Consider the following 23,536-nt stretch of genomic DNA (forward strand, 5'->3'; position numbering starts at 1 on the left):
CCATGACCGACCGCCTCTACAGCGACCCCGACCTCGTCCAGTTCTACGACATCGAAAACGAGCGCGGCGTTGATTTCGACTATTGCGTCCGTTTCGCTGGTGACGCTCGCTCGGTTCTCGATCTCGGCTGCGGCACCGGGCAACTGGCCGCGGCACTTGCCGATGGGCGCAGCGTCACCGGTGTCGATCCGGCCTCGGCGATGCTCGACATCGCCCGCCGCAGAGCGGGTGGCGAGAGCGTCGACTGGGTCGAGGCTGATGCGCGAAAAGTCCGGCTCGGGCGGCGCTTCGATCTGGTGTTGTTGACCGGACATGCTTTCCAGGTGTTTCTCACGCCAGAAGATCGCAAGGCGGTGCTTGGCACCATCGCGGCGCATCTTGCTCCGGGCGGGCGCTTCATCTTCGACACGCGCAATCCCGCGGTCGAGGAATGGCTGGAATGGACGCCGGAGCGGTCGCATCGGATGCTGGATCATCCCGGACTGGGCACGATCAAGGCATGGAACGATGTCCGGCACGATGCCGCCACCGGCGTCGTCACCTACTCGACCCACTATGAAATCCCGGGCCGCAGGGAGGTTCTGAGCGCCGAATCGAAAATCGCGTTCCCGGCAAAGGACGAGCTTGCAGGCATGCTCGGTGAGGCCGGCCTAGTTGTAGAAGAATGGCTCGGCAGCTGGCTCGGCCAGCCCTATGGTCCTGTGTCGCCGGAGATCATCCCGATCGGCCGGCTGCGCTAACGGGCTATGCCGTTTTTGCCACCACCGTCTCGCTGAGCCAGGTGCCGATCTTGCTGCCGAGGCGATCGGGCGAAACCGGCTTCGGCAGATAGTCGTCCATGCCGGCCTCGATGCATTTGTCGCGGTCGCCCTTCAGCGCGTGCGCGGTGACGCCGATGATCGGTGTATGGCTGCCGGTCGTCGCCTCCATCGTCCTGATGGCGCGGGTCGCTTCATAGCCGTTCATCTCCGGCATGGAGACATCCATCAGCACCAGCTTGGGCCGCAGCGCCCGGTACATCTCGACCGCCGTGCGGCCGTTGCCGGCAATGCGGTAGCTCAGGCCGAGACCGTTGAGGATCTGGCCGAAAACCAGCTGGTTGACGTCATTGTCCTCGGCAATGAGGATATCGATGGGGCCGTTCGGCGTGGCGGTCGATTCCGGTGCCATCGCTGCCGGCATCGCCGGGCCGCGGATGACGGTGAAGGCCGGCGGCGCCACTACGGGGACAACCGGCTCGCGGACGAACTGTGCTTTGCCGACCTGGAAACGGGCTCTCTGGATGACCGAGATGACGGTGCCGAGCAGGACGGCCGAGCGGGCCGGCTTGGTCAGATGCGCGGCGATGCCGAAATCGATGACCATCTTGCCGAAATCGATCTGGTCGACCGAGGTCAGCAACACGACCGGAATGGCTGACAGGCGGCTGTCCGAGGCAATGGCTCTGGCGACATCGGCGCCGTTCATGCCGGGCATCTGGTAGTCGAGGATGATGCAGTCGACGGCGGCGCCCAACTGGTTGGCGCGGTCGAGGAAGGCCAGGCCGACGGCGCCGCTTTCGGCGGCGGCGCAGTCGAAGCTCCAGCTTCTGAGCTGTTCGAGCAGGATCTCGCGGTTGACCGGATTGTCGTCGATGACCAGCACGCGGGCGCCGGTGACGTCGACCGGCACGATCTCGTCGCGCGCGTCCTGCTGATGCGCGGGCACGGGCACGGCGAACCAGAAGACGGAACCGCGGCCGATTTCGCTTTCGACGCCGATCTTGCCGCCCATCAGGTCGACGAGGCGGGCGGCGATGGCGAGGCCGAGGCCAGTGCCTTCGTGGCGGCGCGTCGACGAACCGTCGACCTGCGCGAATTTCTCGAACACGTTCTGCAGCTTTTCGGCCGGAATGCCGATGCCGGTGTCTTCGACGCGCACCTTGAGCTGGACCAGGCCGTCGACGATTTCGCCGCCGACATCGATCAGCACATGGCCCTTTTCGGTGAACTTGACCGCATTGCCGAGCAGATTGGTGACGATCTGCCGGAACCGGCCGGCGTCGCCGACGACAAAGGCCGGCAGGCGCGGATCGACACGCACGATCAGTTCGAGGTTCTTCTCGGCGACGCGCGCCGACACCAGGGTCGCCACGTCCTCGACCGCTTCGGCGAGACGGAACGGGGCAGGGTCGAGCATCAACTGGCCGGCATTGATCTTGGAGAAATCGAGGATGTCGTTGATGATGGTGAGCAGCGCATTGCCGGATTTGACGATGACGTCGGTGAAGGTCTTCTGGCGCGGGGTCAGCTCGGTCTTGGCGAGCAATTCGGCCATGCCCAGCACGCCGTTCATCGGGGTGCGGATCTCATGGCTCATATTGGCCAGGAATTCCGATTTGGCGCGGTCGGCGGCCTCGGCCTTGAACAGGGATTCGGCGGATTCGGCGAAGGCGCGGCGGATCGCCTTTTCCATCGGGCGGAAAATCCACAGGGCAACGATGGCAAGCACGGCAAACAAAAGTCCGCTCGCCCACAACAACAGCCTGTCGCCGGAGGCGTCGGCCAGATGGCGCTCGTCGTCCATGGCGGTGCGGACGCGGACCAGCATCGGCTGGGCAAACAGATCGTTCTGGTTGCGGATTTCGCGATAGCTCCATTCGTCGACCTTTTGCGCCACCGACATCAGGTTGAAGTTGCGCACCATGTCGCGCGTCGACCAGAACAGATCGCCATTGACGGAGGCGGATTCGAGCTCGTTGACGGTCTTGCTGGAGAGGCGCGGCCTGATCGAGGCAATCTGGGCGGTGAGCGTTTCGATCTCGCCGGTCAGGCGTTCGGAATGGCCGCGCGCCGATGCGGCCAGCCCGTCGCGCGTTTCCGCCCGCCAGGCGGTGCCGGTGGTTTCGGCGAAGCTGGTGGCGTTGCGCAGGTCGCGGGTGAACATGACGAGGTTGCTGCTCAGCGCATCGATGTCGTGACGGAAGGAATTTACGCGGTTCAGCGCAAACATCACGGCGGCGGAAGCCAGCGCGAAAATCAGCAATCCCGAGAGATAGCGGATGCGGATCGAGCGGATGAAGAAAGAATATTCCGGCATGCGCAACCCCAACACATACGCATCATTTTAATTGCCGGGATTACGCTTCATTTGCATTAAAATTTCGTTCGTACCGCGCGGCGCAAATCAGGGACTGACCGCTCTAGGAGGCCTTCTCGTCCTCAGACGGCTGGATCAGCTTGCGCGCCGCATCCGCTCCTGCCGCAAGGATGCGGTCCGACAGTTCCGTTCCTGCCACCGCGCGGGCCAGCTGAAGCGCGCCGATGAGGGTCGCAAAGACACCTATGGCGGCGCCTTCCGGATCTTTGGTCTGCGGTAGCGCTGCAGACAATTGGCGCACCAAAACCAGCAAGCGTTCGGTATAGACTGCGCGCGTTTCGGGTGGCTGACGCGCGACCTCCGGCAGCAGCGCGGCCGACGCGCAGCCCGTTCCAGGATTATCCCGGTGCTCGGCTGACAGATACGCCGCTATGCCCATCTCCGGACCACCGGCGGCCAATGCCTCCTGCAGTTGCTGCGACTGGATCTCCATAGCCGCCACCAGGCTTTCACGCACAAGCTCCGCCTTGGATTGGAAATGCGGATAGAAGGCTCCGTTCGTCAGCCCGGCGTCGCCCATGATGGTTGCCAGTCCGGAGGCGGCGATGCCGTCACCCCGAAAACGCTGGGCGGCGACCTCCACGATCCGATCGCGGGATGCGTCCTTTCGGCCCTTTTCGTAGCGCATGGCGGCCTTTCCTTTCTGCTATTGCATTATGCTCGTAATGTGATATTATGATCGTAATCCAATCAACGGCAAAAAGCTAGCCCTCATGTCTGTGGAGTATCAAATGAGCACCCTTTCGGGAAGAACCGCGATCGTGACCGGAGCCTCCTCGGGCATCGGCCGCGCCAGTGCCGAGGCCCTGGCGCGGGCAGGATTTACCGTCTTCGGGACAAGTCGCCGCAAGGCCGGCAACGGCCCGACACAAGTGACCATGTTGACGTGCGACGTGACCGATGGCGACTCCGTCAGTGCCCTCGTTTCAACCGTGCTGGCGCAGACCGGCCGGGTCGACATTTTGGTCAACAATGCCGGCGTCGGCCTGCTTGGCGGCGCCGAGGAATCCTCGGTCGCGCAGGTGCAGGCTCTGTTCGACGTCAATCTGTTTGGTGTCATCCGCATGACCCATGCGGTGCTGCCGTCAATGCGGCAGCGCGGCCAAGGGCGTATCATCAACATCGGCTCGATTCTGGGCCTCGTCCCTGCGCCGTATTCAGCGCACTATTCGGCGGTCAAGCACGCGCTCGAGGGTTATTCGGAATCGCTCGACCACGAGGTTCGTGCCTTCAATGTCCGCGTCTCGGTCATAGAGCCGGCATTCGTGCGTACCGTCTTCGACCAGAACGGCATCGAGCCGGATTCGCTGTTGAAGGAATACGATAGGGCTCGGGCCGGCGTCGACGCGCTGCTTCGCGATGTGATGCCCAAGGCCGACCGGCCGGAAGTGGTGGCGGATGTGGTCGTCAAGGCGGCGACCGATGCCCGTCCGCGACGGCGCTACACCGCTGGCAAGGCGGCGCGACAGGTCAGCCTTCTGCGCCGCTTTGCCCCCGCGGAGATGTTCGACAAGAGCTTGCGCAAGCAGTTCCGCCTGCCGGTCTGAACCACGGCGAGGCGAAGGAGTTCACGCATATGAGACTGGCAACCACAACACAATTGGTCAGGTCCCACAGCACGGAGGTGTCAAACATGGCACATGTATTCAATCAGTCGCCCCGTTCAGGGGTATCGTTCCAGGAGGCGCTAACACGCTCTGTCGATGTCGGCGGCACGGCATTTGTCTACCGGGAACTCGGGCCCAGGACGGGCGTGCCGGTGATCCTGCTCAACCATCTGGCTGCTCAGCTGGACAATTTTGATCCACGCATCGTCGATGGTCTGGCCGCGACCCGGCGGGTGATTGCCTTCGATAACAAAGGCATCGGCGCTTCGGGTGGCAAAACGCCGTCGACCATCTCCGGGATGGCGCGGGATGCCGTCGCCTTTATCCGGGCATTGGGGTTCGATAAAGTCGATCTCTTTGGTTTTTCACTCGGCGGCTTCGTGGCGCAGGAGATCGTGCTGACCGAGCCCAAGCTTGTGCGCAAACTCATCCTGGCCGGCACTGGGCCGGCCGGCGGCGAAGGCATCGACAAGGTGTCGCCGCTGACGATCGTGGACATGATCAAGGGCGCGCTGACCTTTCGGGATCCGAAATACTACCTCTTCTTCACGACGACGCCAAATGGGCGCCGCGCCGCGAACGCATTTCTGCAGCGGCTGAAAGAGCGCAAGAACAACCGGGACAAGCCAATTTCGCTGAGCGCTTTCGGCGCGCAACTCAAAGCGATCAAGGCCTATGGGCTGCATGCGCCGCAGGACCTGAGCGCCATCCGCATTCCGGCTTTGATTGCGAATGGCGATCAGGACAGGATGGTGCCGAGCAGCAATACCCACGATCTCGCCCGGCGTATCCCGGGGGCACAACTGGTGATCTACCCGGATGCGGGGCATGGCGGGGTCTTCCAGAACCACGCCGATTTCGTCCCGAAAGCCCTTTCTTTCCTTGAGGCATGACGCCTTCCCACAGGGCGGCCTTGCTGCGGAAACGCGTGGCTTGTTTCGTCCCTGAACACCAACAGACATTTTCAGAAAGTCACTGCCATGAAGGCATTCGTAGTCGACAAATACAACAAGAAGGGCATTCTGCGGCTGGCCGAGATGCCGGAGCCGGGGCTGCTGGACAATGACGTCCTGGTCGAGGTCCATGCCGCAGGCGTGAACCTGCTGGATTCCAAGATCAGAACCGGCGAATTCAAGCTCATCCTGCCCTATCGCCGGCCCTTCATCCTGGGTCACGACGTGGCTGGGACGGTTGTCAGGGTGGGCTCAAAAGTCCGCAAATTCAAACCCGGCGACGATATCTATGCGCGTCCGCGCGATGGCCGGATCGGGACATTCGCCGAATTCATCGCCATCGATGAAGCCGACGTGGCGCTGAAGCCCAAGAATCTCAGCATGGAAGAAGCGGCCTCAATTCCCTTGGTCGGCCTGACCGCTTGGCAGGTGCTCATCGAGAGGGCAGGCTTGAAGAAAGGCCAAAAAGTCTTCATCCAGGCTGGCTCCGGCGGCGTGGGGACATTCGCCATCCAGCTGGCAAAGCACCTTGGCGCGACCGTTGCGACAACGGCAAGCGCGGCGAGCGCCGATCTGGTCAAGCGTCTCGGCGCCGATGTCGTCGTCGACTATAGGAAAGACGACTTCGAGAAAGTCCTGTCGGGCTACGACGTCGTGGTGAATAGCCAGGACGCCAAGACGCTTGAAAAATCCCTGACTGTGCTCAAACCGGGCGGCAAGCTGATCTCCATCTCCGGTCCGCCGGATCCCGACTTTGCCAAGGAGAAGGGGTTGAACGTGGCGCTGAGGCTGGTGCTGCGCCTGCTGAGCCGCGGCATCCGGACCAAAGCCAAGCGCCGGGGCATGGGTTTTTCATTCCTGTTCATGTGGGCGCAAGGTGATCAGCTGAGCAAAATCACGGCCCTCATCGAATCCGGAGCGATTCGCCCGGTTGTCGACAGGGTCTTTCCCTTCGAAGCGACCAATGAGGCTCTGGCTTACGTCGAAACTGGACGTGCCAAGGGCAAGGTCGTCGTCAAGGTTAGATAGCGCGCGCCTTCCCGTTCCGCTGGCAGGTCATCACGAAGCGGACGCCGCGACTTTGGGGCGTCCGAACTCGACGTCCCAGCTGCGCTCCTGCGGTGCGGTCTCGCCGCTGAGCCCGAGTTTGGGGAACAGCAGTTCGGCGACGTTGAACGCCTCTTCCAAATGCGGGTAGGCGGACGCGATGATGGTTTCGATGCCGATCTCCTGATACTCGCGAATGCGCGCGGCAACATTGTCTGGATTGCCAACCAGCGCCGTTCCCGCGCCGCCGCGCACCAGCCCGGGTCCCGCCCACAGATTCGGGCCGACAACCAATTTGTCGCGCCGGCCCTGATGCAGCGCCGACATGCGCTTTTGGCCGAGGGATTCCGAGATGTGGACAAATCCCTTCTGGGCTTCGGCGATCAGGTCGTCGGTGACGTGGCTGATCAGCCGGTCAGCGGCCGCCCAGGCCTCGTCCTCCGTCTCGCGCACGATCAGATGAATGCGAAGGCCGAAGCGGATCGTGCGGCCTTGCGCTGCCGCTGCCTGTCTGACGCGGTCGATCTTTTCGGCGAGCTGGTCCACCGGTTCGCCCCAGCTCAGATAGGCGTCCACATGCTTGGCGGCGATCGCAATGCCGGCGTCGGAGGAGCCGCCGAACCAGAGCGGCGGATGGGGCTGCTGGATCGGAGGGAAGGAAATGTCGGTGCCGTGGGCAGACAGGTACTTGCCCTCGAAATCGGCCGGCTCACCCGAAAGGATCCGCCGCCAGATGGTCAGGAATTCGTCGGTCTGCGCATAGCGCTCGTCATGGCTGAGCTTGTTGCCGTCGCCGGCGAGGTCAGCCGGATCGGCACCGGTGACGACGTTGAGCAGGACGCGGCCGCCGGAGATGCGGTCCAGGGTGGCGGCATGACGTGCAAACAGCGCCGGTGTGCCGCTGCCCGGCCGCAGCGCCACGAGGAACTTCAGCCGTTCGGTCAGCGGGATCAGCCCGGCCGCCACGATCCAGGCGTCCTCGCAGCTCGTTCCGGTGGGCAGCAGCACCCCCTTGAAGCCAAGCCGGTCGGCTGCCTGGGCGATCTCCTTGAGATATCCGAAAGTTGCCGGGCGGTGCCGCTCGTCAGTGCCGAGATACGGTCCATCGCCATGGGTCGGCAGGTACCAGTAGAGATCGAGCGGCTTGCTGGACATCGGATTGTTCCTTCAGCGATGTGGAATGTGTGGAGAGGCAGGCGTCAGAGCTTGCCCTTCCAGGGGATGAGGCGGTGCTCCAGCCAGCGCATGCCGCTGGTGAAGGCGAAGGCGAGGACAGCGATGACAATGAGACCGACGAAGACGACGTCGGTGGCGAGGAAATTGGCCGCCGACATGATCATGTAGCCAAGACCCGACTGGGCCGCGATCAGCTCGGCGGCGACCAGCGTCGACAAGCCGGCGCCGATGGCAATCTTCAGGCCGGTCATGATTTCCGGCAATGCCGACGGCAGGATGATGCTGGTGAACAGTTGCAGGCGGCTGGCGCCAAGCGACAGAGCGGCGTTTATCCGTTCATCCGGCACGGACCGGACACCGGCCTGTGCGGCAAAGCAGATCGGAGCGAAGGTCGACAGCGACAGCAGCACGATCTTGGAGGTCTCGCCGATGCCCAGCCAAATGATCAGCAGCGGCAGGTAGGCCAGCGGCGGCAAGCCCCAGTAGAGGTCGATCGGAACGCTGAAGATGCCCTTGACCCAGCGGTTGAGCCCCATCAGCAGGCCGAGCGGAATGCCCAGCAAAATACCGACGCCGAGCGCCGCGGCGATGCGGCCAAGGCTGGCCAGCGTGTGCTCGAGGAGCGTGCCGTTGGCATAGCCGTCGACCCAGACGGCGCTGAACTGGGTCAGCACCTCGGCCGGCGACGGCAGGAACAGCGGCGACGCCCATTCGAAATGTGCTGCGAGGAACCACAAGGCAATCAACGACGCCAGCGTGACCAGGCTGATGCCAAGCGTGCTTGTCGATGAGGACCGGCGCGGCGGAGCGGACGGCCTGCGCTGGGTCGTTGAAGGCCGGAATGAAGTCGGGAAGTTGGCGGCAAGCGTCATTGCAAGTTTCCTGTTCGGGGCAAGGTTCCTGTACGGGCGGCTTCCGGCTGGTGGATGAGCGAGCGGATTTCCTGCCGCAGTTCGATGAAACGCGGATGGGACTGGATCGGCCCGATGTCGCCACTCTCGGCGAACTCGCGGACGAAGTCGGCGTCGAACCGGGCAACGATGCGGCCCGGCCTCGGCGACATCACGACGATGGTGGTGCCGAGCGTCAGGGCTTCCTCGATCGAATGGGTGATGAACAGGATCTGCTTGCCGGTCTTGGCCCAGACCGAGGCCAGAAGCTGCTGCATCGTCTCGCGCGTCAGGCTGTCGAGGGCGCCGAACGGTTCGTCCATCAGAAGAATCTTCGGATCGGTGGCCAGCGCCCGCGCGATGCCGACGCGCTGGCGCATGCCGCCGGACAGTTCATAGGGCGGCTTTTCGGCGAAATCGGCGAGCCCGACCAGTTCCAGCAGACGCCTTGACCGCTCATGGCGTTCGTTGCGCCGCACGCCCCGGTATTTCAGGCCGAGCGCGACATTGTCCAGCACGTTGGCCCAGGGCAGCAAGGTGTCCTTCTGGAAGACGACGCCACGATCGCCGCCGGGCGCCACAATCTCTTTTCCGTCCAGTGTGATCGTGCCTTCGGTGAGCGGCAGGAAGCCGGCGATGGCGTTGAGCAATGTCGACTTGCCGCATCCGGACGCACCGACCGCGACAACGATGGAATCCGGAGCGATATCGAGCGAGACGTGATCAAGCGCGTGCACGTCCTGGCCATCCGAGGCGGGAAAGGTGACGCTGGCATCGCGGATTCGAAGCATGGTGGCCTCCAAGCAGTCTGGCTGGCGGGAATTCCGCCAGCCAGAACCTGAATGTTGTCAGTGATTTCTAGTTCGAGGCCTTGGCGGCCTCCACATATTGCGGATCGGCGGCTGCGGCGTAGCTGTCCTTGATGGCGGTGATCTTCTTCTGGTCCTTCAGGAAGCCCGCAGTGTCCTTGAGGATTTTCGCAACGGCGCCCTTCTCACCACCGCCCAGCCATTTGTCGGACACCTGCTCGTCGAGCGGCGGAACGACTGTCGTCTTCAACTGCTCCGAATTCTCAGCCGCCGTACCGCCTTGCAGTTTTGCGATCAGCTTGGCGCTCTCGGACTCGGGTCCCCATGCGGCCGGGTTGCTCAGATAGGCCGTGTTGTAGCCGTCGATCAGCCGGACATACTGGCCGAGGAAGTCGGGATTGGCCTTGGCGAAATCGCCGGTCACCACCAGCGCGCTGAAGGTCGGCGCGCCACGATCGGCGACCTGGCCGGCTGTGAGCAGGACCTTGCCGTCCTTCTTGAGTTCGGAGAGTGCCGGATCCCAGACGAAGGCACCGTCAATGTCACCGCGCTTCCAGGCGGCGACGATTTCGGGCTGGGGAATGGCGATGACCTGGGTTTCTTTCTCCGAAATGCCTTCCTGCTTGAGGACGGCGAGAAGCTGGTAGTGGTCGGTCGAGACGGGTGCCGCGGCAAGCTGCTTGCCGCGCAGGTCGGCCGGCGACTTGATATCGGGCCGCACCACGAGCGCTTCGCCGTCACGGGAGACCGAGGAGATGTAGAACGCCTTCACGTCGAGGCCCCTGCTGACGGCAGCGGCGAACGGGCTCGATCCGACATCGCCGATCTGGACGTCGCCGGATGCGATGGCGGCGAAAATATCAGCACCGGAATTGAAGCGACGGAATTCGATGTCCCAGCCGGTCTTCTTGGCAAGATCGCCATTGGCGATGCCGAGATTGTAGGGGTTGGCTCCGGTCTGATAGGCGATGACGACTTTCTTATCGGCGGCAAGGGCTGCGGCGGAAGTGGCCGCCAAAGCAAGCCCGACAAGGGCAGCGGAAATCAGTTTTCTCATGGCATTTAATCCTTTTGAACAGAGGGCAAGTCCCTCGATTGCCCGCTCTGGCCAGGAGCGTTGGATTAAAGTCCACTTAACTTATAGACTTAGATAGAAATGGAATTCTGAAAATCAGCTCGCGCTTAAAAAAGAATTCGGATTGGACGGCAGGCCGTCGCTTCAGGACTGTCGCATACGCAAAATGCGGAGCTTCTTGCTGGTTTTACAGATTGCCTGGAAAAAGAGCGCAAGCGGCAATCGGAGATGGCTTCGACGGACGGTTCTCGACGTCAATCTCCCTTTGTCGCCTTTGTCGCGCACTGGCGCTCCGGCCGTCGCTCCATCACGGAGTGAGAGGATTTCCTTGCAGGAGGTGTAGCGCAGACGCCGAAGCACTTTGCAACGGCAAGGGCGGAAGGTTGGAGAACATATGATCCCAATGATGCTGGGCCACTTTCGTAAGCGTGTCCGGCACGCAATCCTTCAATCGATCTTCGAACCCGGGAAAAACCTCGACCTGCAGATAAATTTCGTTCTCCGCGAGCAGCCGCCGCATTCCAGCAAGCACCCGCGCCTCACTTCCTTCCACGTCGATTTTGACGAACAGGATCGCGCCTTTGACGTCCAGCAATTCGTCAAGAGTGACCACCTGGACGGGTTCGGAGTCTTCGCTGGATTCCTGTATCATTGCGCCGCCGCGATTGCCGTCGGCAATCGACGTGCTGCGCAGCAGTCTCGCCGTGCCCGGTTTGTCCAGAACGGCCGCCTTGATGCGCTTGATGTCGTAGCTGGCTCCATTGAGAAACATCTGCGCTTCCAACTGCGCGAAGTTGTTTGCGTCCGGCTCGAAGCAAAGTATCTCGTCAAACACCCCCAGGCGCCACATCTTGAGGCTATACAGGCCCCAATAGGCGCCGACATCGAGAAACAGTTTGCGCCGCGGGTTGCCTTTGAGGGCTCGCGCTGCGTCGATCATCAGGCCGATTTGTGTGGCCTCCCAAGCCCCATGGTCCAGCATCTCCCGGTCGACCAGCGAGGAAGGGTCGAGCAGTAGCCGAAGATCGCCCCGTTGCACAACGGTGGCCCCGTCGCGCCGATACAGTTCGGACACGATCCCTCCAAGGCGTCGTGCCTCTTGCTCGGCAAAGCGAAGCTCGCGACGAAGTCGCCTCACATGAGGGATGCGTTCGAGCGCCCATTTTGCAAAGGCGGGGGTTCTCATCGTCGGTTGCCAATTTCCATCCGGAAAGCCTACAGGCGATGCAGATTGCGTGGCAAATGATATCCGCCAGAGCTGCGTCGGGGCCCAAGCGGCGGTCATTCTATGACCACTGGTGGCGCAACGCAGACAATTCCAAAACCGGTCTTCCGACGATTTGACCGGCGCAGTCTCAGTTGTTGCGGGCCGCGACGAACTTTGCCGCAGCTTTGAGCAGAACCGCCTGTTCGCCATAGGGTTCGAGCAGCGCGTGGGCCTGGTCTACGAGGCCGTGGAGCTGCTCGCGCGCCCATTTGGCGCCATGCAGCGCCACCAGCGTCGCCTTGCCGGCGGCCGCATCCTTGCCGGTGGCCTTGCCCATCTGGCTGATATCAGCCGTCAGGTCGAGCAGGTCGTCGGCAAGCTGAAAGGCAAGTCCGATCGCCGAGCCGAATTCGGCCAGCCGGTCGCGGTCTTCGCGTGGCGCGCCGGCAATGATGGCGCCCGCCTCGCAAGCGAAGCGGATCAGCGCGCCAGTCTTCATCCCCTGCAGCCGGATGATGCCGGCCTCGTCGGGCCTGATACGCTCGGCTTCGAGGTCGAGCATCTGGCCGCCGACCATGCCGCCGGCGCCGGCGGCGCGGGCCATTGCAAGCACCAGCGCTGCCCGGCGCTCCGCCGGTAGTGCCGTCGCCTCGTCGGCGAGGATGTCGAAGGCGAGCGTCAGCAAGGCGTCGCCGGCAAGGATGGCGGTGGCCTCGTCGAAAGCCTTGTGCACGGTCGGCTGGCCGCGGCGCAGGTCGTCATCGTCCATGGAAGGCAGATCGTCATGGATCAGCGAATAGCAATGCACGCATTCGAGCGCTGCCGCCACGCGCAGTGCCGCCTCGCCATCGGCGGCAAACAGGGCAGCGCTTTCCATGACCAGGAAGGGGCGCAGCCGCTTGCCGCCGTTCAGCGCACCGTGGCGCATGGCTGCCATCAGGCGCTCCGGGCGAGCGATCTCGCCAGAAAGCGTGCGTGCGTCGAGAAGCCGCCGCAGCAGCGCCTCCAGCGCGCCTGCGCGCGCGCCAAGCAAGGCTTCGAAGGCGATTTGGTCGTCTTTCGTCATGGCCGGGAGCGGTAGCCGACACTCAGACGTTGCGCAAGAAGCCAAGCGCCATTATGCCGGAGCAGGGGTGTAGCACGGGTTGGGCGGCTTGGCGGAACCGATCGTCGATCAAGAAACCGAAGGGCTGGACATGGCGGCGAGACCGAAAGGCGGCAACCGCATCGGTCTCAAACGCTGGGTCCGGCGCGGCATTGTCGTGGCTGCGGTGCTGGCGCTGATCCCGACGGTGCTGACTTTTCTCTACATGCCGTCCTTCGTGCATCCGGTGTCGACATTGATGCTGAAGGATCTGGCGACGTTTTCCGGCTACGACCGGCGCTGGGTTTCGATCGACGATGTGGCGCCGGTGCTGGCCAATTCGGTGATCATGTCGGAGGATGGGCAGTTCTGTTTCCATCGCGGCGTCGATCTTGGCGAGTTGCGCGGCGTCGTCGACGATGCGCTGGCCGGCGAGATGACGCGCGGCGCTTCGACCATCACCATGCAGACGGTGAAAAACCTCTATCTGTGGTCGCGGCCGCTTGGCTCGGTGCGCAAGGTGGTCGAACTGCCGCTGGCGGTCTATTTCGACGCGGTGCTGTCGAAGCGGCGGATCATGGAAATCTATCTCAACATCGCCGAGTGGGGACCGGGTATCTATGGCATCGAGGCCGCCGCCCAGCATCATTTCGGCGTTTCGGCAAAACGGCTGACACGGCGCCAGGCGGCGCTGCTGGCCGTCAGCCTGCCCAACCCGATCACCCGCAACCCGGCCAAGCCCGGACCGGGGCTGAGACGGCTGGCGGCGCTGATCGAGCGGCGCGCGGGAAGGTCCGGCGCCTATGTCGGTTGTCTTCAATAGAGTTGCGGCTTCAAAAGTCTGGCGGCTTCAAAAGTCTGCCGGCTTCAAAAAAATTCGGCGCGGTGCTGGCCAAAACCACATCAGGCGTGTATAGGCACCCGACTTCTTCAGATTTCGGCCCCTGACACGGCCCTTTCACGAGGGCGGGCGGGGCTTTTTGACCATGTAGTGGAGCATATCCATGGCCGTTCCGAAACGTAAAACCTCTCCGTCCAAGCGCGGCATGCGCCGCTCGGCCGACGCCCTCAAGGCCCCGACCTATGTCGAGGACAAGAATTCCGGCGAAATGCGCCGTCCGCACCATATCGACCTGAAGACCGGCATGTATCGCGGTCGCCAGGTGTTGACGCCCAAGGAAAGCTGAGACCAGCTTTTCCGAAAGGTCTGAGTTCTAAAGGACCGGCCCAGTGGCCGGTCTTTTTGCGTCTGGCAGCCGGTCGTCGGGGCTGGAGCGTCTGGGCAGATCTGCCGGATTACGGCCAAGCTCCGCTGACATCGTTGTTTCGCGCCGTTTTTTTCCGTGTTTGCGGTTGTTTACGAAAATTCTTGACGGCGGGCGCCGGGCGCATACTACAGAAGGCAGTCCAACCCGGAGCCGTCTGATGTTCGGTGCCATTCCGCTGCTGATCGTGCCTTTCGTGCTCTACAATCTCGGGCTTCTGGGAATATTCGGCGGCGGCGACGATCCGTGGGCGGGCGAAATCTTCTCGTTCAAGATGATGTCGGGCGGAGTGTTCTCGATGACGCTCGGCGACCTGATGGTGCTGATCGGGCTGGTCTTCCTGTTCCTCGAAATGGTGAAGTCGGTGCGCACGACAAACGCCTCGATCATGGATCACCTTTTGTCGACGCTGGTCTTCGTCGCCTTCCTGGTCGAGTTCCTGCTGGTGAAGGGCGCGGCACACTCCGTCTTCTTCACGCTGATGCTCATCGCGCTGTTCGACGTGCTTGCCGGCTTCTCCGTCTCGATGCGGTCAGCCAGCAGGGATATCAATCTCAACTAGGCTGCATTGATATTCAGGTGATGCCGGCCTGCGAAGGGTGGCTTCCTGCGCTTCCAGTACTCAGCCCGGATCGGCGGTGAAACCGGCCGCCTCGATGCCGGCGATGGCGGCGGCCTCGTCATTGTCCGACGTGTCGCCGGAAATGCCGACCGCGCCGATGACGACGCCCGCCTTGTCGCGGATCAGCACGCCGCCGACCACCGGCAGGACGCGTCCGCCCGACACGTCGGAGATGCCGGCGACCAGATGCGGGCGTTCCTTGGCGAAAGCCTCGACGCGGCGCGAGCCCATGCCGATGGCCAGCGCGCCATAGGCCTTGCCGGCCGACATTTGCGGGCGCAGGAACGAGGCGCCGTCCTGACGCTGGAAGGCGACCAGATGAGCGCCGGCGTCGAGCACCGAGACACCCAACGGCCTGAACTTCAATTCGGCACCCTTGGCAAAGGCGGCGTCGATGATTTGCTTGGCTTTGTCGAGCGTCAGGGCGGTCATGGCAGTCTCCTGTTGGAACACGTGATTCATTGACCGGGAGCGGGAGGAATGAAATCCCGGTTGCGGTTGAAATTGCTTCGCGTGAAGAGGCGTAGTGGAAGGCGATGGCATTCTGGATCATGCCGTTGGCAGGCACCGTCCTGATATGGCGTTGCCGTGCGGCTGCTTCCAGACCTGCTGTAGAAGACGGGGTTTTCTAAGCGGTTTTTTTCTTGGCGCGCGCCGGCTTCTTCACCGGAGCCGCAGGCGCATTGGCGAGGTCTTCGGCTTCCTTGGCGAGGCGCAGGGCCCTCAGCTTATTGGTCTTGGCCTGGCGGGCATCGCTCTCGGCGACATATTCCGCCATTGCCTTCTGGCGGACCGTGGCTGCTTCTTCCTGCTTCTTGAAACGCGAATCGGCCCGCGCGCGGGCAGTGTCCTTAGAGTTCTCAACCAAGTGCGTTTTCCAATCCCGTAAATTATAATTTTCAGTCACTTGATAGCAGAGCCGGCCTGCAAATGGCAAAATATGTTGGTCAGGAGGCCGGCTAACGCCCGGTCGCCTGCGCCTTGCGGGCGACCACCGCCTCGTATGCGGCCTGCAAGGTGGCGCGGACGGTGGCGCCGGCCGGCGTGGCGGAAGGCGTCCCCAGGTGGTCGTGGCGCAACTCATCCATGAACCGTTCCCATAGTGGCGGGCCGCCTTTTTCGAGAAGCTCGGCGCGGATCGAGAGTTCCTCGCTGACCGGCAGCCAGACACGGCCCCAGGCGCCGAGATGCGCCAGGATGGGCACCAGGGTGATGGCCATTTCGGTCAGGCTGTAGATTGCCTTCTGCTTGTGGCTTGGGTCGTCGGCCTTGGTCAGCATGCCCAATTCCATGAGCCGCTTCAGCCGGTCAGCGAGGATGTTGGAGGCGATGCCTTCCATTGAGCCGTTGAGCAGTTCGCGAAAATGGCGTCTGCCGCCAAAAATCATGTCACGAAGGATGATCAGGCTCCAGCGGTCGCCAAACACCTCGAGCGACAGATTGATCGGGCATCCGGACCGGTGATCGAGGCTCATGCGACTCTCCAGGAAAAACTGGTTGCATTATCGTATCGGTTTTATTATCGTGCAACCGATTGCAAAATGCAATCAGTTTGAGATGCGGAGAGGAGATCCCCATGACAAAGACTGAAGCACCCGAAATCGCGTCGCAAACGTTTGGCGATCCCAAGGATCCGGCGCTGCTGCTGATCATGGGCGCCATGGCTTCGATGCTGTGGTGGCCGGAGGCGTTTTGCCGAAAGCTCGCCGGCGAAGGTCGTTTCGTGATCCGCTATGACAACCGCGATACCGGCCTGTCGACCAAATATGCGCCGGGCGCGCCGCCCTACACATTCGACGACATGGCCGACGATGCCATTCGTGTTCTCGACAGCCATGGCATCCAAAGCGCGCATGTGGTCGGCATGTCGATGGGCGGCATGGTCGCGCAGTTTGTGGCGTTGAAGCATCCGTCGCGTGTCATCTCGCTGACCGTGATCAGCAGTTCGCCGGTGGGGATCGACACGTCGCATCTGCCCGGAACGACCGAGGCTTATATCGAGCACTCGGCCGCGGGCGCCGATGTCGACTGGTCGAACCGCGATCAGGTGGTCGGTTTCATCGTCAAGGATGCACGCGCGATCGGCAGCACCGTGCATCCGTTCGACGAGACGCGGATGAGGATTTTCGTCGAACAGGACTACGACCGATCCGGCGGGTTTTTGAGCGCCACCAATCATTTCATGCTGAAAGGCGGCGAGGACTGGAAAGGACGCCTGCACGAGATCAGGACTCCGCTTCTCGTCCTCCACGGGACGTCAGATCCGATCTTTCCGGTCGAGCATGGCGCAGCCCTTGCCGAAGCCGTGCCCGACGGACAGCTTATCCGCATCGAAGGCGGCGGCCACGAACTGCATCCGCAGGATTGGACAACGATCGTCGCTGCTATCGTCGCCCACACTCAAGCCAGATAAGTGCCCGAGCCGGACCTTGACACCAAATGGCCGCGGCAATAGTTAAGTAAATGCTTCAGTGTTAAGCTCTGCCGCCTAAGCAAGGCCAGATCTGCAAACCACGAAAAGAGACGAGCAAGACAATGTCCCTGATGATGCATCTCCATCCGCTGGCGTCCTTCTGCTGGAAGCCGCTGATCGCGCTTTACGAGAACGGCACGCCGTTCGCCGCCGTGATCGTCGATCTCGGCGACGAGCAATCACGCGCGGCCTTCCTGAGGATATCGCCGACCGGCAAGATGCCGGCGCTGCGCGACGATGCGCGCGACCGCACGGTGCTGGAATCGACCATTGTCATCGAATATCTGGCCGCGCACTATCCCGGTCCGGTCGACCTCGTTCCCGCCGACATCGACCTGGCGCTGGCAGTTCGTCAGGCCGATCGTTTCTACGATTTCTACGTGCAGGCGCCGATGCAGAAGATCGTCGCCGACAGGCTGCGGCCGCAGGACAAGACCGACCCGTTCGGGGTCGAGGAGGCGCGCGCGCAATTGCGCAATGCCTACGCCATCATCGAGCAGGAGATGCAATCGAGGACCTGGGCGACCGGCGAGGCCTTCACCATGGCCGACTGCGCTGCGGCGCCGGCATTGTTCTACGCCAACAAGGTGGAGCCGCTGGGTGACAAATACCCGGCTGTGAGGCGCTATCACAACCGGTTGCTGCAGCGCCCGTCGGTCGCCCGCGTCATCGAGGAAGCGCAGCCTTACTTCAAACTCTTTCCCTACAATAACGGTTGAGGCGAACGCCGATGCTGCACGATCCCGCCCAGCTCGACCTGATGTTCCAGGCGCTTGCCGACCCGGCGCGGCGCAGCATGGTCGAGCGGCTGTCGCGGGGACCCGCTTCGGTCAGCCAGCTGGCCGAGCCGCTGGCGATGTCGCTGTCGGCGGTCGTCCAGCACCTCAATGTGCTCGAGGCGAGCGGCCTCGTGCGTACGGAAAAACTCGGCCGGGTGCGCACCTGCCAGATCGAACCGAAGGCGCTGCGGAACGCCGAGCACTGGATCAACGAGCGGCGCCTGACCTGGGAGCGCCGGCTCGATCGGCTGGGCGACTTCCTGGCGCAGGCCAAAGACGAAATCGACCAGACCTAGAGGAGCCCAGCATGACCGAACGATCCGTCGTCCATTCCACCTTCGTCATCGAACGCTTCTATCCGGCAGCGCCGGCGAAGGTCTATTTCGCGCTCAGCAATGCGGCCGCCAAGCGACGCTGGTTTGCCGACCCGGACAATCCGAACCCCAGCAGGCACGAGATGGACTTCCGCGTCGGCGGCAAGGAGGTCAATGCTGGTGGACCGAAGGACGGACCGATCCATGTCTACAACGCCGTCTATCAGGACATCGTGCCGAATGAGCGCATCGTCTACAGCTACGATATGCTGTTTGGCGAGGTCCGCATCTCGGTGTCGCTGGCAACGATCGAACTTCGCCCGGAGGGCAAAGGCACGCGGCTGGTCTTGACCGAGCAAGGCGCCTTTCTCGACGGCCATGACAAATCGGCGACCCGCGAACATGGCACAGGCGTGCTGCTCGATATGCTGGGCGCTGCGCTGGCCGCCGAGGGCTGACAGCGGCTCGACGCCTCAGCTTCCCGGCGTTCCAAGCTGCTCGGCTTCCCAGAACTGGTCGAGCCAGATGTTGAGTTTCAGGAAGCCGGCAGTGCTGACCGTATAGACGCGTCGCGTGCCTTCGGCCTTGGCGTTGACCAGCCCGGCCTCGAGCAGCACCTTGAGATGTTGCGAAACGGCCGGGCGGGACACCGGCAGTCCGGCAGCCAGTTCATTGACTGTCTTCGGCCCGCGCCGGAGCTCTTCGAGAAGATGGCGCCGATTGGGATCGGCAATCGCCAGGAAGGCGTCGGAAAAGATCATGCCTCATTTGTGAGGCAAAGTTTTCCGAATCTCAACCATTGGTTTCATCTTTTCTGCGCGGGTCGAGCCGCAATGCTTCCGGCGTGACCGAGCGATCGGCCGGTTGCGTCTTGAACGCATCGCGGTTTTCGATCGGCACCGGCGCGCGGCGGCTGATGCGCAGCAGCGTGTAGCCGGCCAGACTGAGATGGGCGAGCGCGGTCGCCAGAAACAGGCCTTCGGGACGCATCCAGCCCATCAGGCCAGCGGCCAGCAGCGGTCCGATCATGGTGCCGAAGCCATAGAGCAGCAGCAAGCCGCCCGACACTTTGACGAAATCCTCGGAGCGGGCGTGGTCGTTGGCATGCGCCACGGCGATCGAATAGAGCGTGTAGGCAAAGGCGCCGTAGGCGCCGGTGAAGACCAGGACGAAGACCGCGGAGCGTGGTTCGAACAGGAAGATGGCGAGGGCAAACAGTGCCGCACCAAAAGACGCGCCCGCCAGCACGAAGCGGCGATCGGTCTTGTCGGAAAGGCGTCCGGCCGGAAGCTGCATGGCCGCACCCGCGACGACGACCAGGCTCATCATCAGCGCGATCTCGGCCGTGGAAATGCCGATGCGGGCGCCGTAGACGGCGCCCAGCGTGCCCCAGGCGCCGTTGGCGATGCCGATCAACAGGCAGGCGATCGCCGACACCGGCGAATTTTTGTAAAGGCCTTTGACGTCGAGTGAGACGTCCTGCAGCGGCTTGGGGTGCGAAGCCGTCGAGACGGCGGTTGGAATGAGCGACAGGCAAAACAGGATGCCGGTGATCATGAACAGCGACGCCGATTTCACGTCACCGCCGGCGACGATCATCTGGCCGCCCATGATCGAGGCGTAGGTGACCATCATGTAAAGGCCGAAGACGGTGCCGCGGTTCTCGTTGGTGGCCTTCTCATTCAGCCAGCTTTCGATGACCATGAAGGCGCCGGCCATGGTGAAGCCGGTGAAGGCGCGCAGCAGGATCCAGAAATATTCGTCGATTATCAGGCCGGTGAGCAGCGCGACGATCGCGCCCGACGCGGCAAAGGCGCCAAAGGCCCTGACATGGCCGGCGCGGCGCACGATGCGCGGCGCAAAGAAGCAGCCGGTGACGAAGCCGCCGGCCCAGGCCGTGCCCATCAGGCCGAGCGATGCCGTCGAAAAACCTTCGAGCTGGCCGCGCAACGGCAACAGCAGGCCGTGCAGCCCCGATGCCGCCAGCAGGAAGGCGGTGCCGCGCAGCAGCGAAAGGATCGGTCGGTAGGTTGCAAACATTTTTGGATCCGGCTGGGGTTACGGGGCAGGTCTGAAGACAGTCGTATTCGGGCTTTTCGGCGGCGCTAGGGCGGTTCATCGTTTCAGGGAAAACGTCGAACCGCCCTGTCTCTTTGTTTTGACGCAATTCCCTAGGGAAAGCGCTATGCGCTTTTCCCGGGAAAACCGTTTCACACTTTTCCTGGAATTGCTCTAGCGCCAGCCCCCCGGAATTATCCGCGGCGAAACAGTGCTTCGGCCGCGGACTTGGTGGTGTCCTTGCTCTTAAGCTCAGCTTCCAACCGAGCAATTTCGTCGCGCAGGATGCCGATCCGCTCGGACAGTTCGCTGAGCGAAAGCAGCGACAGATCCTGTCCGATCTCGTGCGGTCGTGCCTTCTTTTTGGGTTCGTCGTCGAAGATCGCCATCGTCGCTCCTCCCTGATTTGGCCATTTGCCTGATTTGGCAATCAGCATACATAGGGCAAGGGCGTGGATGCAAATAGCGGCTAGAAACTGGCAGCCGGCCACAAGCAGGCGAAGCAAGACGGGAAAGTTCATGGCGAGCGGACAGAAAATTCCGGCGAAAATGACGGCCATCGCAATCTCCGAACCCGGCGGCCCCAAGGTGCTGAAGCCGGAAACGCGCGACGTGCCGATGCCGGGCCCAGGCGAAATCCTGATCCGGGTGCGTGCGGCCGGCGTCAACCGGCCGGATGTGCAGCAACGCAAGGGCGCCTATCCGGCGCCGCCCGGCGCGTCGGACCTGCCGGGCCTCGAGGCATCGGGCGAGGTGGCTGCGCTTGGCGACGAGATATCGCGCTGGCGCGTCGGCGACCGGGTCTGCGCGCTGACGCCCGGCGGCGGCTATGCGGAGTATGTCAAGGTTCCCGCCGGCAGCGTGCTGCCGCTGCCCGCCGGTTTCACCCACACCGAAGCGGCGGCGGTGCCGGAAAACTACTTCACCGTCTGGCACAATGTGTTCGAGCGCGGCGGCCTGAAGAAGGGCGAGACATTGCTCGTCCATGGTGGCTCGTCCGGCATCGGCACCACGGCGATACAGCTGGCGTCCGCCTTCGGCGCCTATGTCATCACCACGGCCGGCAACAAGGAAAAATGCGATGCCTGTCTGAAGATCGGCGCCGACCGGGCGATCAACTATCGCGAGGAGGATTTTGTCGCCGCGGTCAAGGAGGCAACCGGCGGCAAGGGCGCCAATGTCATTCTCGACATGGTCGGCGGCGACTATGTGGCGCGCAACTACGAGGCGGCAGCGATCGAAGGCCGCATCGTCCAGATCGCCGTGCAAAGCGGGGCGGTGGCGAGCGCCGATTTCTCGAAGATCATGGTCAAGCGGCTGACCCATACCGGTTCGACGCTGCGGCCGCGCACCGTTGAGTTCAAGGCTGCGCTGGCTGCTGCGCTGGAAGCCCAGGTGTGGCCATTGCTCGGCACGCGCAAGGTGGCGCCAATCATGGACATGATCTTTCCGCTCAAGGAAGCCTGGCGGGCGCATGAGCGGATGGAGGAGGGCGAGCATATCGGCAAGATCGTGCTCGACGTCGGCTAGGATGTGCCGATATTCAGGTGAGGTCGGCCTGCGAACAGCTGATACCTGCGCTTCCGGCCTTCGCCGGCCGAAGCACTCATGAATGGTCGTGGCAGCTAAGGCTACGGCCGGCGTAGGCCGGTGCTCACGTACTGAAGTACGCTCCGCGCCGGTTCTCGGGATCAGCCATTCTCGGCTCGGCCTGACCTGAATCTCGACACATCCTCCGCGCTCACCCCTGCCAACAAGATGAACAAAGGCTTAATGCTGCAATGCACAATTGCATTGCGGCCATGCAAAAGCGTCTGTTCATTTCGTGGGCAGCGATGCCTATCTAAGCGCCATCGAAACGATTTGATCCAACAAATGGAGGAATGTCATGAACCCGATCCGCGCTTACCGTAACTGGCGTATGTACACCGAAACCGTGCGCGAGCTGAACAAGCTCAACGCCCGCCAGCTCCACGATCTCGGCATCAACCGCGCCGACATCGAAGCAATCGCCCGCAAGGCGATCTGAATTAGAGCATGGTCCGCCCCCAAGACCGGACCATGCTTTAGAAGCCAGAGCCGAAGCAGACGCTTGCCGTCGCCGGTTCCGAACCCGCTGGACCCCGTCCGGCGGGTTTTGTCTTTTCAGCCGTTGGGTCCATGGCTTTCGCCGGTCCCACGTGCGTGCTGTCGCCGCCTTTGTCGCGTGCCCTCCCAAAACCGTTGCGATTTGACCTGAGAGCGGTTATACAGACCGCGAATTTCCCATTTTGGTGGCTCTAAACCACCGCCCGCGCGGGAACGCGGGCGAACGAGAAGGATTTTTGCAATGGCCAATACGCTGCTGATGCCCAAGGCGACCGCCGTCTGGCTGGTCGACAACACCGCGCTGTCCTTCGAGCAGATCGCGCAGTTCTGCGGGCTGCATCCGCTCGAGGTCAAGGCGATCGCCGACGGCGAATCGGCGCAAGGCATCAAGGGCATGGACCCGATCATGACCGGCCAGCTGAGCCGCGACGAGATTGCGCGCGCCGAGAAGGACCCGAACCAGCGCCTGAAGCTGTCGGATCCCAAGGTGCGGGTGCCAGAATCCAAGCGCAAGGGTCCGCGCTACACGCCGCTGTCGAAGCGCCAGGACCGGCCCAATGCCATTCTCTGGCTGGTGCGCAACCATCCCGAACTGAAGGACGCACAGATCTCGCGCCTCGTCGGCACCACCAAGTCGACGATCGATCAGATCCGCGACAGGAAGCACTGGAATTCGGCCAATCTGCAGCCGATGGACCCGGTGACGCTGGGTCTCGCCTCGCAGATCGACCTCGACATGGAAGTCAACCGCGCCTCGCGTGGCCGCGAGCAGCCGCAGGCGGTTGGCGACACCCTCCTGCCGGCGGCATTGACCGAACGGCTGGTGCCGGCGCCGGAGAAGCCGAAGGACGAGGACGCCGAACTCGACGCCAACGCCGTCTTCGCTAAGCTTTCGGCGCTGAAGTCGAAGAATCCGGATCCGGACGAAGAAGAGTAAGAATCGGTGGCCGC

At 62.7% G+C, this 23,536-nt stretch carries 28 protein-coding genes; 14 read left to right on the forward strand and 14 right to left on the reverse strand.

From position 1 onward, the window contains the following. Positions 1-2: 2 nt before the first annotated feature. A complete protein-coding gene (locus tag AC1DX6_RS23795; RefSeq protein ID WP_477317858.1) occupies positions 3-740 on the forward strand; it encodes a class I SAM-dependent methyltransferase in 738 nt (245 codons plus the stop codon). Positions 741-744: 4 nt separating this feature from the next. Here the strand turns inward: AC1DX6_RS23795 and AC1DX6_RS23800 are convergent, their stop codons facing one another. Next, the gene (locus tag AC1DX6_RS23800) at positions 745-3,078 is read right to left on the reverse strand and encodes a response regulator (RefSeq protein ID WP_477317860.1); all 2,334 of its coding nucleotides are present in this window, start codon (positions 3,076-3,078) and stop codon (positions 745-747) included. Positions 3,079-3,181: 103 nt separating this feature from the next. Further along, positions 3,182-3,766 (reverse strand): TetR/AcrR family transcriptional regulator, encoded by a 585-nt coding sequence (locus tag AC1DX6_RS23805; RefSeq protein WP_477317862.1) that lies wholly within the window; start codon positions 3,764-3,766, stop codon positions 3,182-3,184. A 103-nt stretch (positions 3,767-3,869) separates the two neighbouring features. Between AC1DX6_RS23805 and AC1DX6_RS23810 the strand changes: the two genes are divergently transcribed. The 3 genes from AC1DX6_RS23810 to AC1DX6_RS23820 all read left to right on the forward strand — a co-directional run bounded on the left by AC1DX6_RS23810 (position 3,870) and on the right by AC1DX6_RS23820 (position 6,727). Continuing rightward, a complete protein-coding gene (locus AC1DX6_RS23810; protein WP_477317864.1) occupies positions 3,870-4,685 on the forward strand; it encodes an oxidoreductase in 816 nt (271 codons plus the stop codon). Between the two features lie 86 nt (positions 4,686-4,771). Continuing rightward, a complete protein-coding gene (locus AC1DX6_RS23815) occupies positions 4,772-5,638 on the forward strand; it encodes an alpha/beta fold hydrolase (protein WP_477317866.1) in 867 nt (288 codons plus the stop codon). Positions 5,639-5,725: 87 nt separating this feature from the next. Beyond that, a complete protein-coding gene (locus tag AC1DX6_RS23820; RefSeq protein WP_477317868.1) occupies positions 5,726-6,727 on the forward strand; it encodes an NADP-dependent oxidoreductase in 1,002 nt (333 codons plus the stop codon). A 30-nt stretch (positions 6,728-6,757) separates the two neighbouring features. On the opposite strand, the gene ssuD is transcribed toward AC1DX6_RS23820, so the two are convergent. From ssuD to AC1DX6_RS23850, 6 genes are all read right to left on the reverse strand, one after another. Then, positions 6,758-7,900 (reverse strand): FMNH2-dependent alkanesulfonate monooxygenase, encoded by a 1,143-nt coding sequence (ssuD, locus tag AC1DX6_RS23825; RefSeq protein WP_477317870.1) that lies wholly within the window; start codon positions 7,898-7,900, stop codon positions 6,758-6,760. Positions 7,901-7,944: 44 nt separating this feature from the next. Next, positions 7,945-8,793 carry an ABC transporter permease subunit gene (locus tag AC1DX6_RS23830; RefSeq protein ID WP_477317872.1) on the reverse strand — a complete coding sequence of 283 codons (849 nt, stop codon included), beginning with the start codon at positions 8,791-8,793 and terminating at the stop codon, positions 7,945-7,947. Beyond that, a complete protein-coding gene (locus tag AC1DX6_RS23835; RefSeq protein ID WP_477317874.1) occupies positions 8,790-9,602 on the reverse strand; it encodes a taurine ABC transporter ATP-binding protein in 813 nt (270 codons plus the stop codon). Before AC1DX6_RS23835 ends, AC1DX6_RS23830 begins: the two co-directional genes overlap by 4 nt. 67 nt (positions 9,603-9,669) lie before the next feature. After that, positions 9,670-10,677, reverse strand: a complete 1,008-nt coding sequence (gene tauA, locus AC1DX6_RS23840; protein WP_477317876.1) for a taurine ABC transporter substrate-binding protein — start codon at positions 10,675-10,677, stop codon at positions 9,670-9,672. Positions 10,678-11,002: 325 nt separating this feature from the next. Next, on the reverse strand, positions 11,003-11,881 hold the full coding sequence (locus AC1DX6_RS23845) for an FkbM family methyltransferase (RefSeq protein ID WP_477317878.1): 879 nt from the start codon (positions 11,879-11,881) through the stop codon (positions 11,003-11,005). Positions 11,882-12,050: 169 nt separating this feature from the next. Next, positions 12,051-12,968: a polyprenyl synthetase family protein gene (locus AC1DX6_RS23850; RefSeq protein ID WP_477317880.1), complete on the reverse strand. Its 918-nt coding sequence runs from the start codon at positions 12,966-12,968 to the stop codon at positions 12,051-12,053. A 79-nt stretch (positions 12,969-13,047) separates the two neighbouring features. Here AC1DX6_RS23850 and AC1DX6_RS23855 point away from each other — a divergent pair, with 79 nt between their 5' ends. The 3 genes from AC1DX6_RS23855 (at position 13,048) to AC1DX6_RS23865 (ending at position 14,813) form a co-directional block, all read left to right on the forward strand. Continuing rightward, a complete protein-coding gene (locus AC1DX6_RS23855; RefSeq protein WP_477317882.1) occupies positions 13,048-13,809 on the forward strand; it encodes a biosynthetic peptidoglycan transglycosylase in 762 nt (253 codons plus the stop codon). 181 nt (positions 13,810-13,990) lie between these two features. After that, a complete protein-coding gene (rpmF, locus tag AC1DX6_RS23860) occupies positions 13,991-14,173 on the forward strand; it encodes a 50S ribosomal protein L32 (protein ID WP_008834724.1) in 183 nt (60 codons plus the stop codon). A gap of 238 nt (positions 14,174-14,411) precedes the next feature. Next, positions 14,412-14,813 (forward strand): hypothetical protein, encoded by a 402-nt coding sequence (locus tag AC1DX6_RS23865; protein WP_477317884.1) that lies wholly within the window; start codon positions 14,412-14,414, stop codon positions 14,811-14,813. A 60-nt stretch (positions 14,814-14,873) separates the two neighbouring features. Here AC1DX6_RS23865 and AC1DX6_RS23870 read toward each other — a convergent pair whose 3' ends face one another. The 3 genes from AC1DX6_RS23870 to AC1DX6_RS23880 all read right to left on the reverse strand — a co-directional run bounded on the left by AC1DX6_RS23870 (position 14,874) and on the right by AC1DX6_RS23880 (position 16,348). Next, the gene (locus AC1DX6_RS23870) at positions 14,874-15,305 is read right to left on the reverse strand and encodes a GlcG/HbpS family heme-binding protein (RefSeq protein ID WP_477317886.1); all 432 of its coding nucleotides are present in this window, start codon (positions 15,303-15,305) and stop codon (positions 14,874-14,876) included. A 196-nt stretch (positions 15,306-15,501) separates the two neighbouring features. After that, complete coding sequence (locus AC1DX6_RS23875; protein WP_477270769.1) at positions 15,502-15,741, reverse strand: hypothetical protein; 240 nt, start codon at positions 15,739-15,741, stop codon at positions 15,502-15,504. A 91-nt stretch (positions 15,742-15,832) separates the two neighbouring features. After that, positions 15,833-16,348, reverse strand: a complete 516-nt coding sequence (locus AC1DX6_RS23880) for a winged helix-turn-helix transcriptional regulator (RefSeq protein ID WP_477317888.1) — start codon at positions 16,346-16,348, stop codon at positions 15,833-15,835. 101 nt (positions 16,349-16,449) lie between these two features. Here AC1DX6_RS23880 and AC1DX6_RS23885 point away from each other — a divergent pair, with 101 nt between their 5' ends. The 4 genes from AC1DX6_RS23885 (at position 16,450) to AC1DX6_RS23900 (ending at position 18,897) form a co-directional block, all read left to right on the forward strand. Then, positions 16,450-17,286, forward strand: a complete 837-nt coding sequence (locus tag AC1DX6_RS23885) for an alpha/beta fold hydrolase (protein ID WP_477317890.1) — start codon at positions 16,450-16,452, stop codon at positions 17,284-17,286. Between the two features lie 122 nt (positions 17,287-17,408). Then, a complete protein-coding gene (locus AC1DX6_RS23890) occupies positions 17,409-18,065 on the forward strand; it encodes a glutathione S-transferase family protein (protein ID WP_477317892.1) in 657 nt (218 codons plus the stop codon). Between the two features lie 11 nt (positions 18,066-18,076). Further along, positions 18,077-18,421 carry an ArsR/SmtB family transcription factor gene (locus AC1DX6_RS23895; RefSeq protein ID WP_477317894.1) on the forward strand — a complete coding sequence of 115 codons (345 nt, stop codon included), beginning with the start codon at positions 18,077-18,079 and terminating at the stop codon, positions 18,419-18,421. Between the two features lie 11 nt (positions 18,422-18,432). Then, the gene (locus AC1DX6_RS23900) at positions 18,433-18,897 is read left to right on the forward strand and encodes an SRPBCC family protein (RefSeq protein ID WP_477317896.1); all 465 of its coding nucleotides are present in this window, start codon (positions 18,433-18,435) and stop codon (positions 18,895-18,897) included. Positions 18,898-18,912: 15 nt separating this feature from the next. Here AC1DX6_RS23900 and AC1DX6_RS23905 read toward each other — a convergent pair whose 3' ends face one another. From AC1DX6_RS23905 to AC1DX6_RS23915, 3 genes are all read right to left on the reverse strand, one after another. Beyond that, positions 18,913-19,200: an ArsR/SmtB family transcription factor gene (locus tag AC1DX6_RS23905; protein ID WP_477317898.1), complete on the reverse strand. Its 288-nt coding sequence runs from the start codon at positions 19,198-19,200 to the stop codon at positions 18,913-18,915. Positions 19,201-19,231: 31 nt separating this feature from the next. After that, a complete protein-coding gene (locus tag AC1DX6_RS23910; RefSeq protein WP_477317900.1) occupies positions 19,232-20,479 on the reverse strand; it encodes an MFS transporter in 1,248 nt (415 codons plus the stop codon). 212 nt (positions 20,480-20,691) lie between these two features. Beyond that, positions 20,692-20,886 (reverse strand): DUF1192 family protein, encoded by a 195-nt coding sequence (locus AC1DX6_RS23915; protein WP_477246286.1) that lies wholly within the window; start codon positions 20,884-20,886, stop codon positions 20,692-20,694. A 130-nt stretch (positions 20,887-21,016) separates the two neighbouring features. On the opposite strand from AC1DX6_RS23915, the gene AC1DX6_RS23920 reads away from it, so the two are divergent. From AC1DX6_RS23920 to AC1DX6_RS23930, 3 genes are all read left to right on the forward strand, one after another. Next, positions 21,017-22,027 (forward strand): NAD(P)H-quinone oxidoreductase, encoded by a 1,011-nt coding sequence (locus AC1DX6_RS23920; RefSeq protein WP_477317902.1) that lies wholly within the window; start codon positions 21,017-21,019, stop codon positions 22,025-22,027. A 358-nt stretch (positions 22,028-22,385) separates the two neighbouring features. Beyond that, positions 22,386-22,526: a DUF1127 domain-containing protein gene (locus AC1DX6_RS23925; protein ID WP_477317903.1), complete on the forward strand. Its 141-nt coding sequence runs from the start codon at positions 22,386-22,388 to the stop codon at positions 22,524-22,526. Between the two features lie 300 nt (positions 22,527-22,826). Then, positions 22,827-23,522, forward strand: coding sequence for a DUF1013 domain-containing protein (locus tag AC1DX6_RS23930; protein WP_477317905.1), 696 nt, complete (start codon positions 22,827-22,829; stop codon positions 23,520-23,522). Positions 23,523-23,536 lie beyond the last annotated feature (14 nt).

Source organism: Mesorhizobium sp. P2_C4 (genome assembly GCF_056404575.1).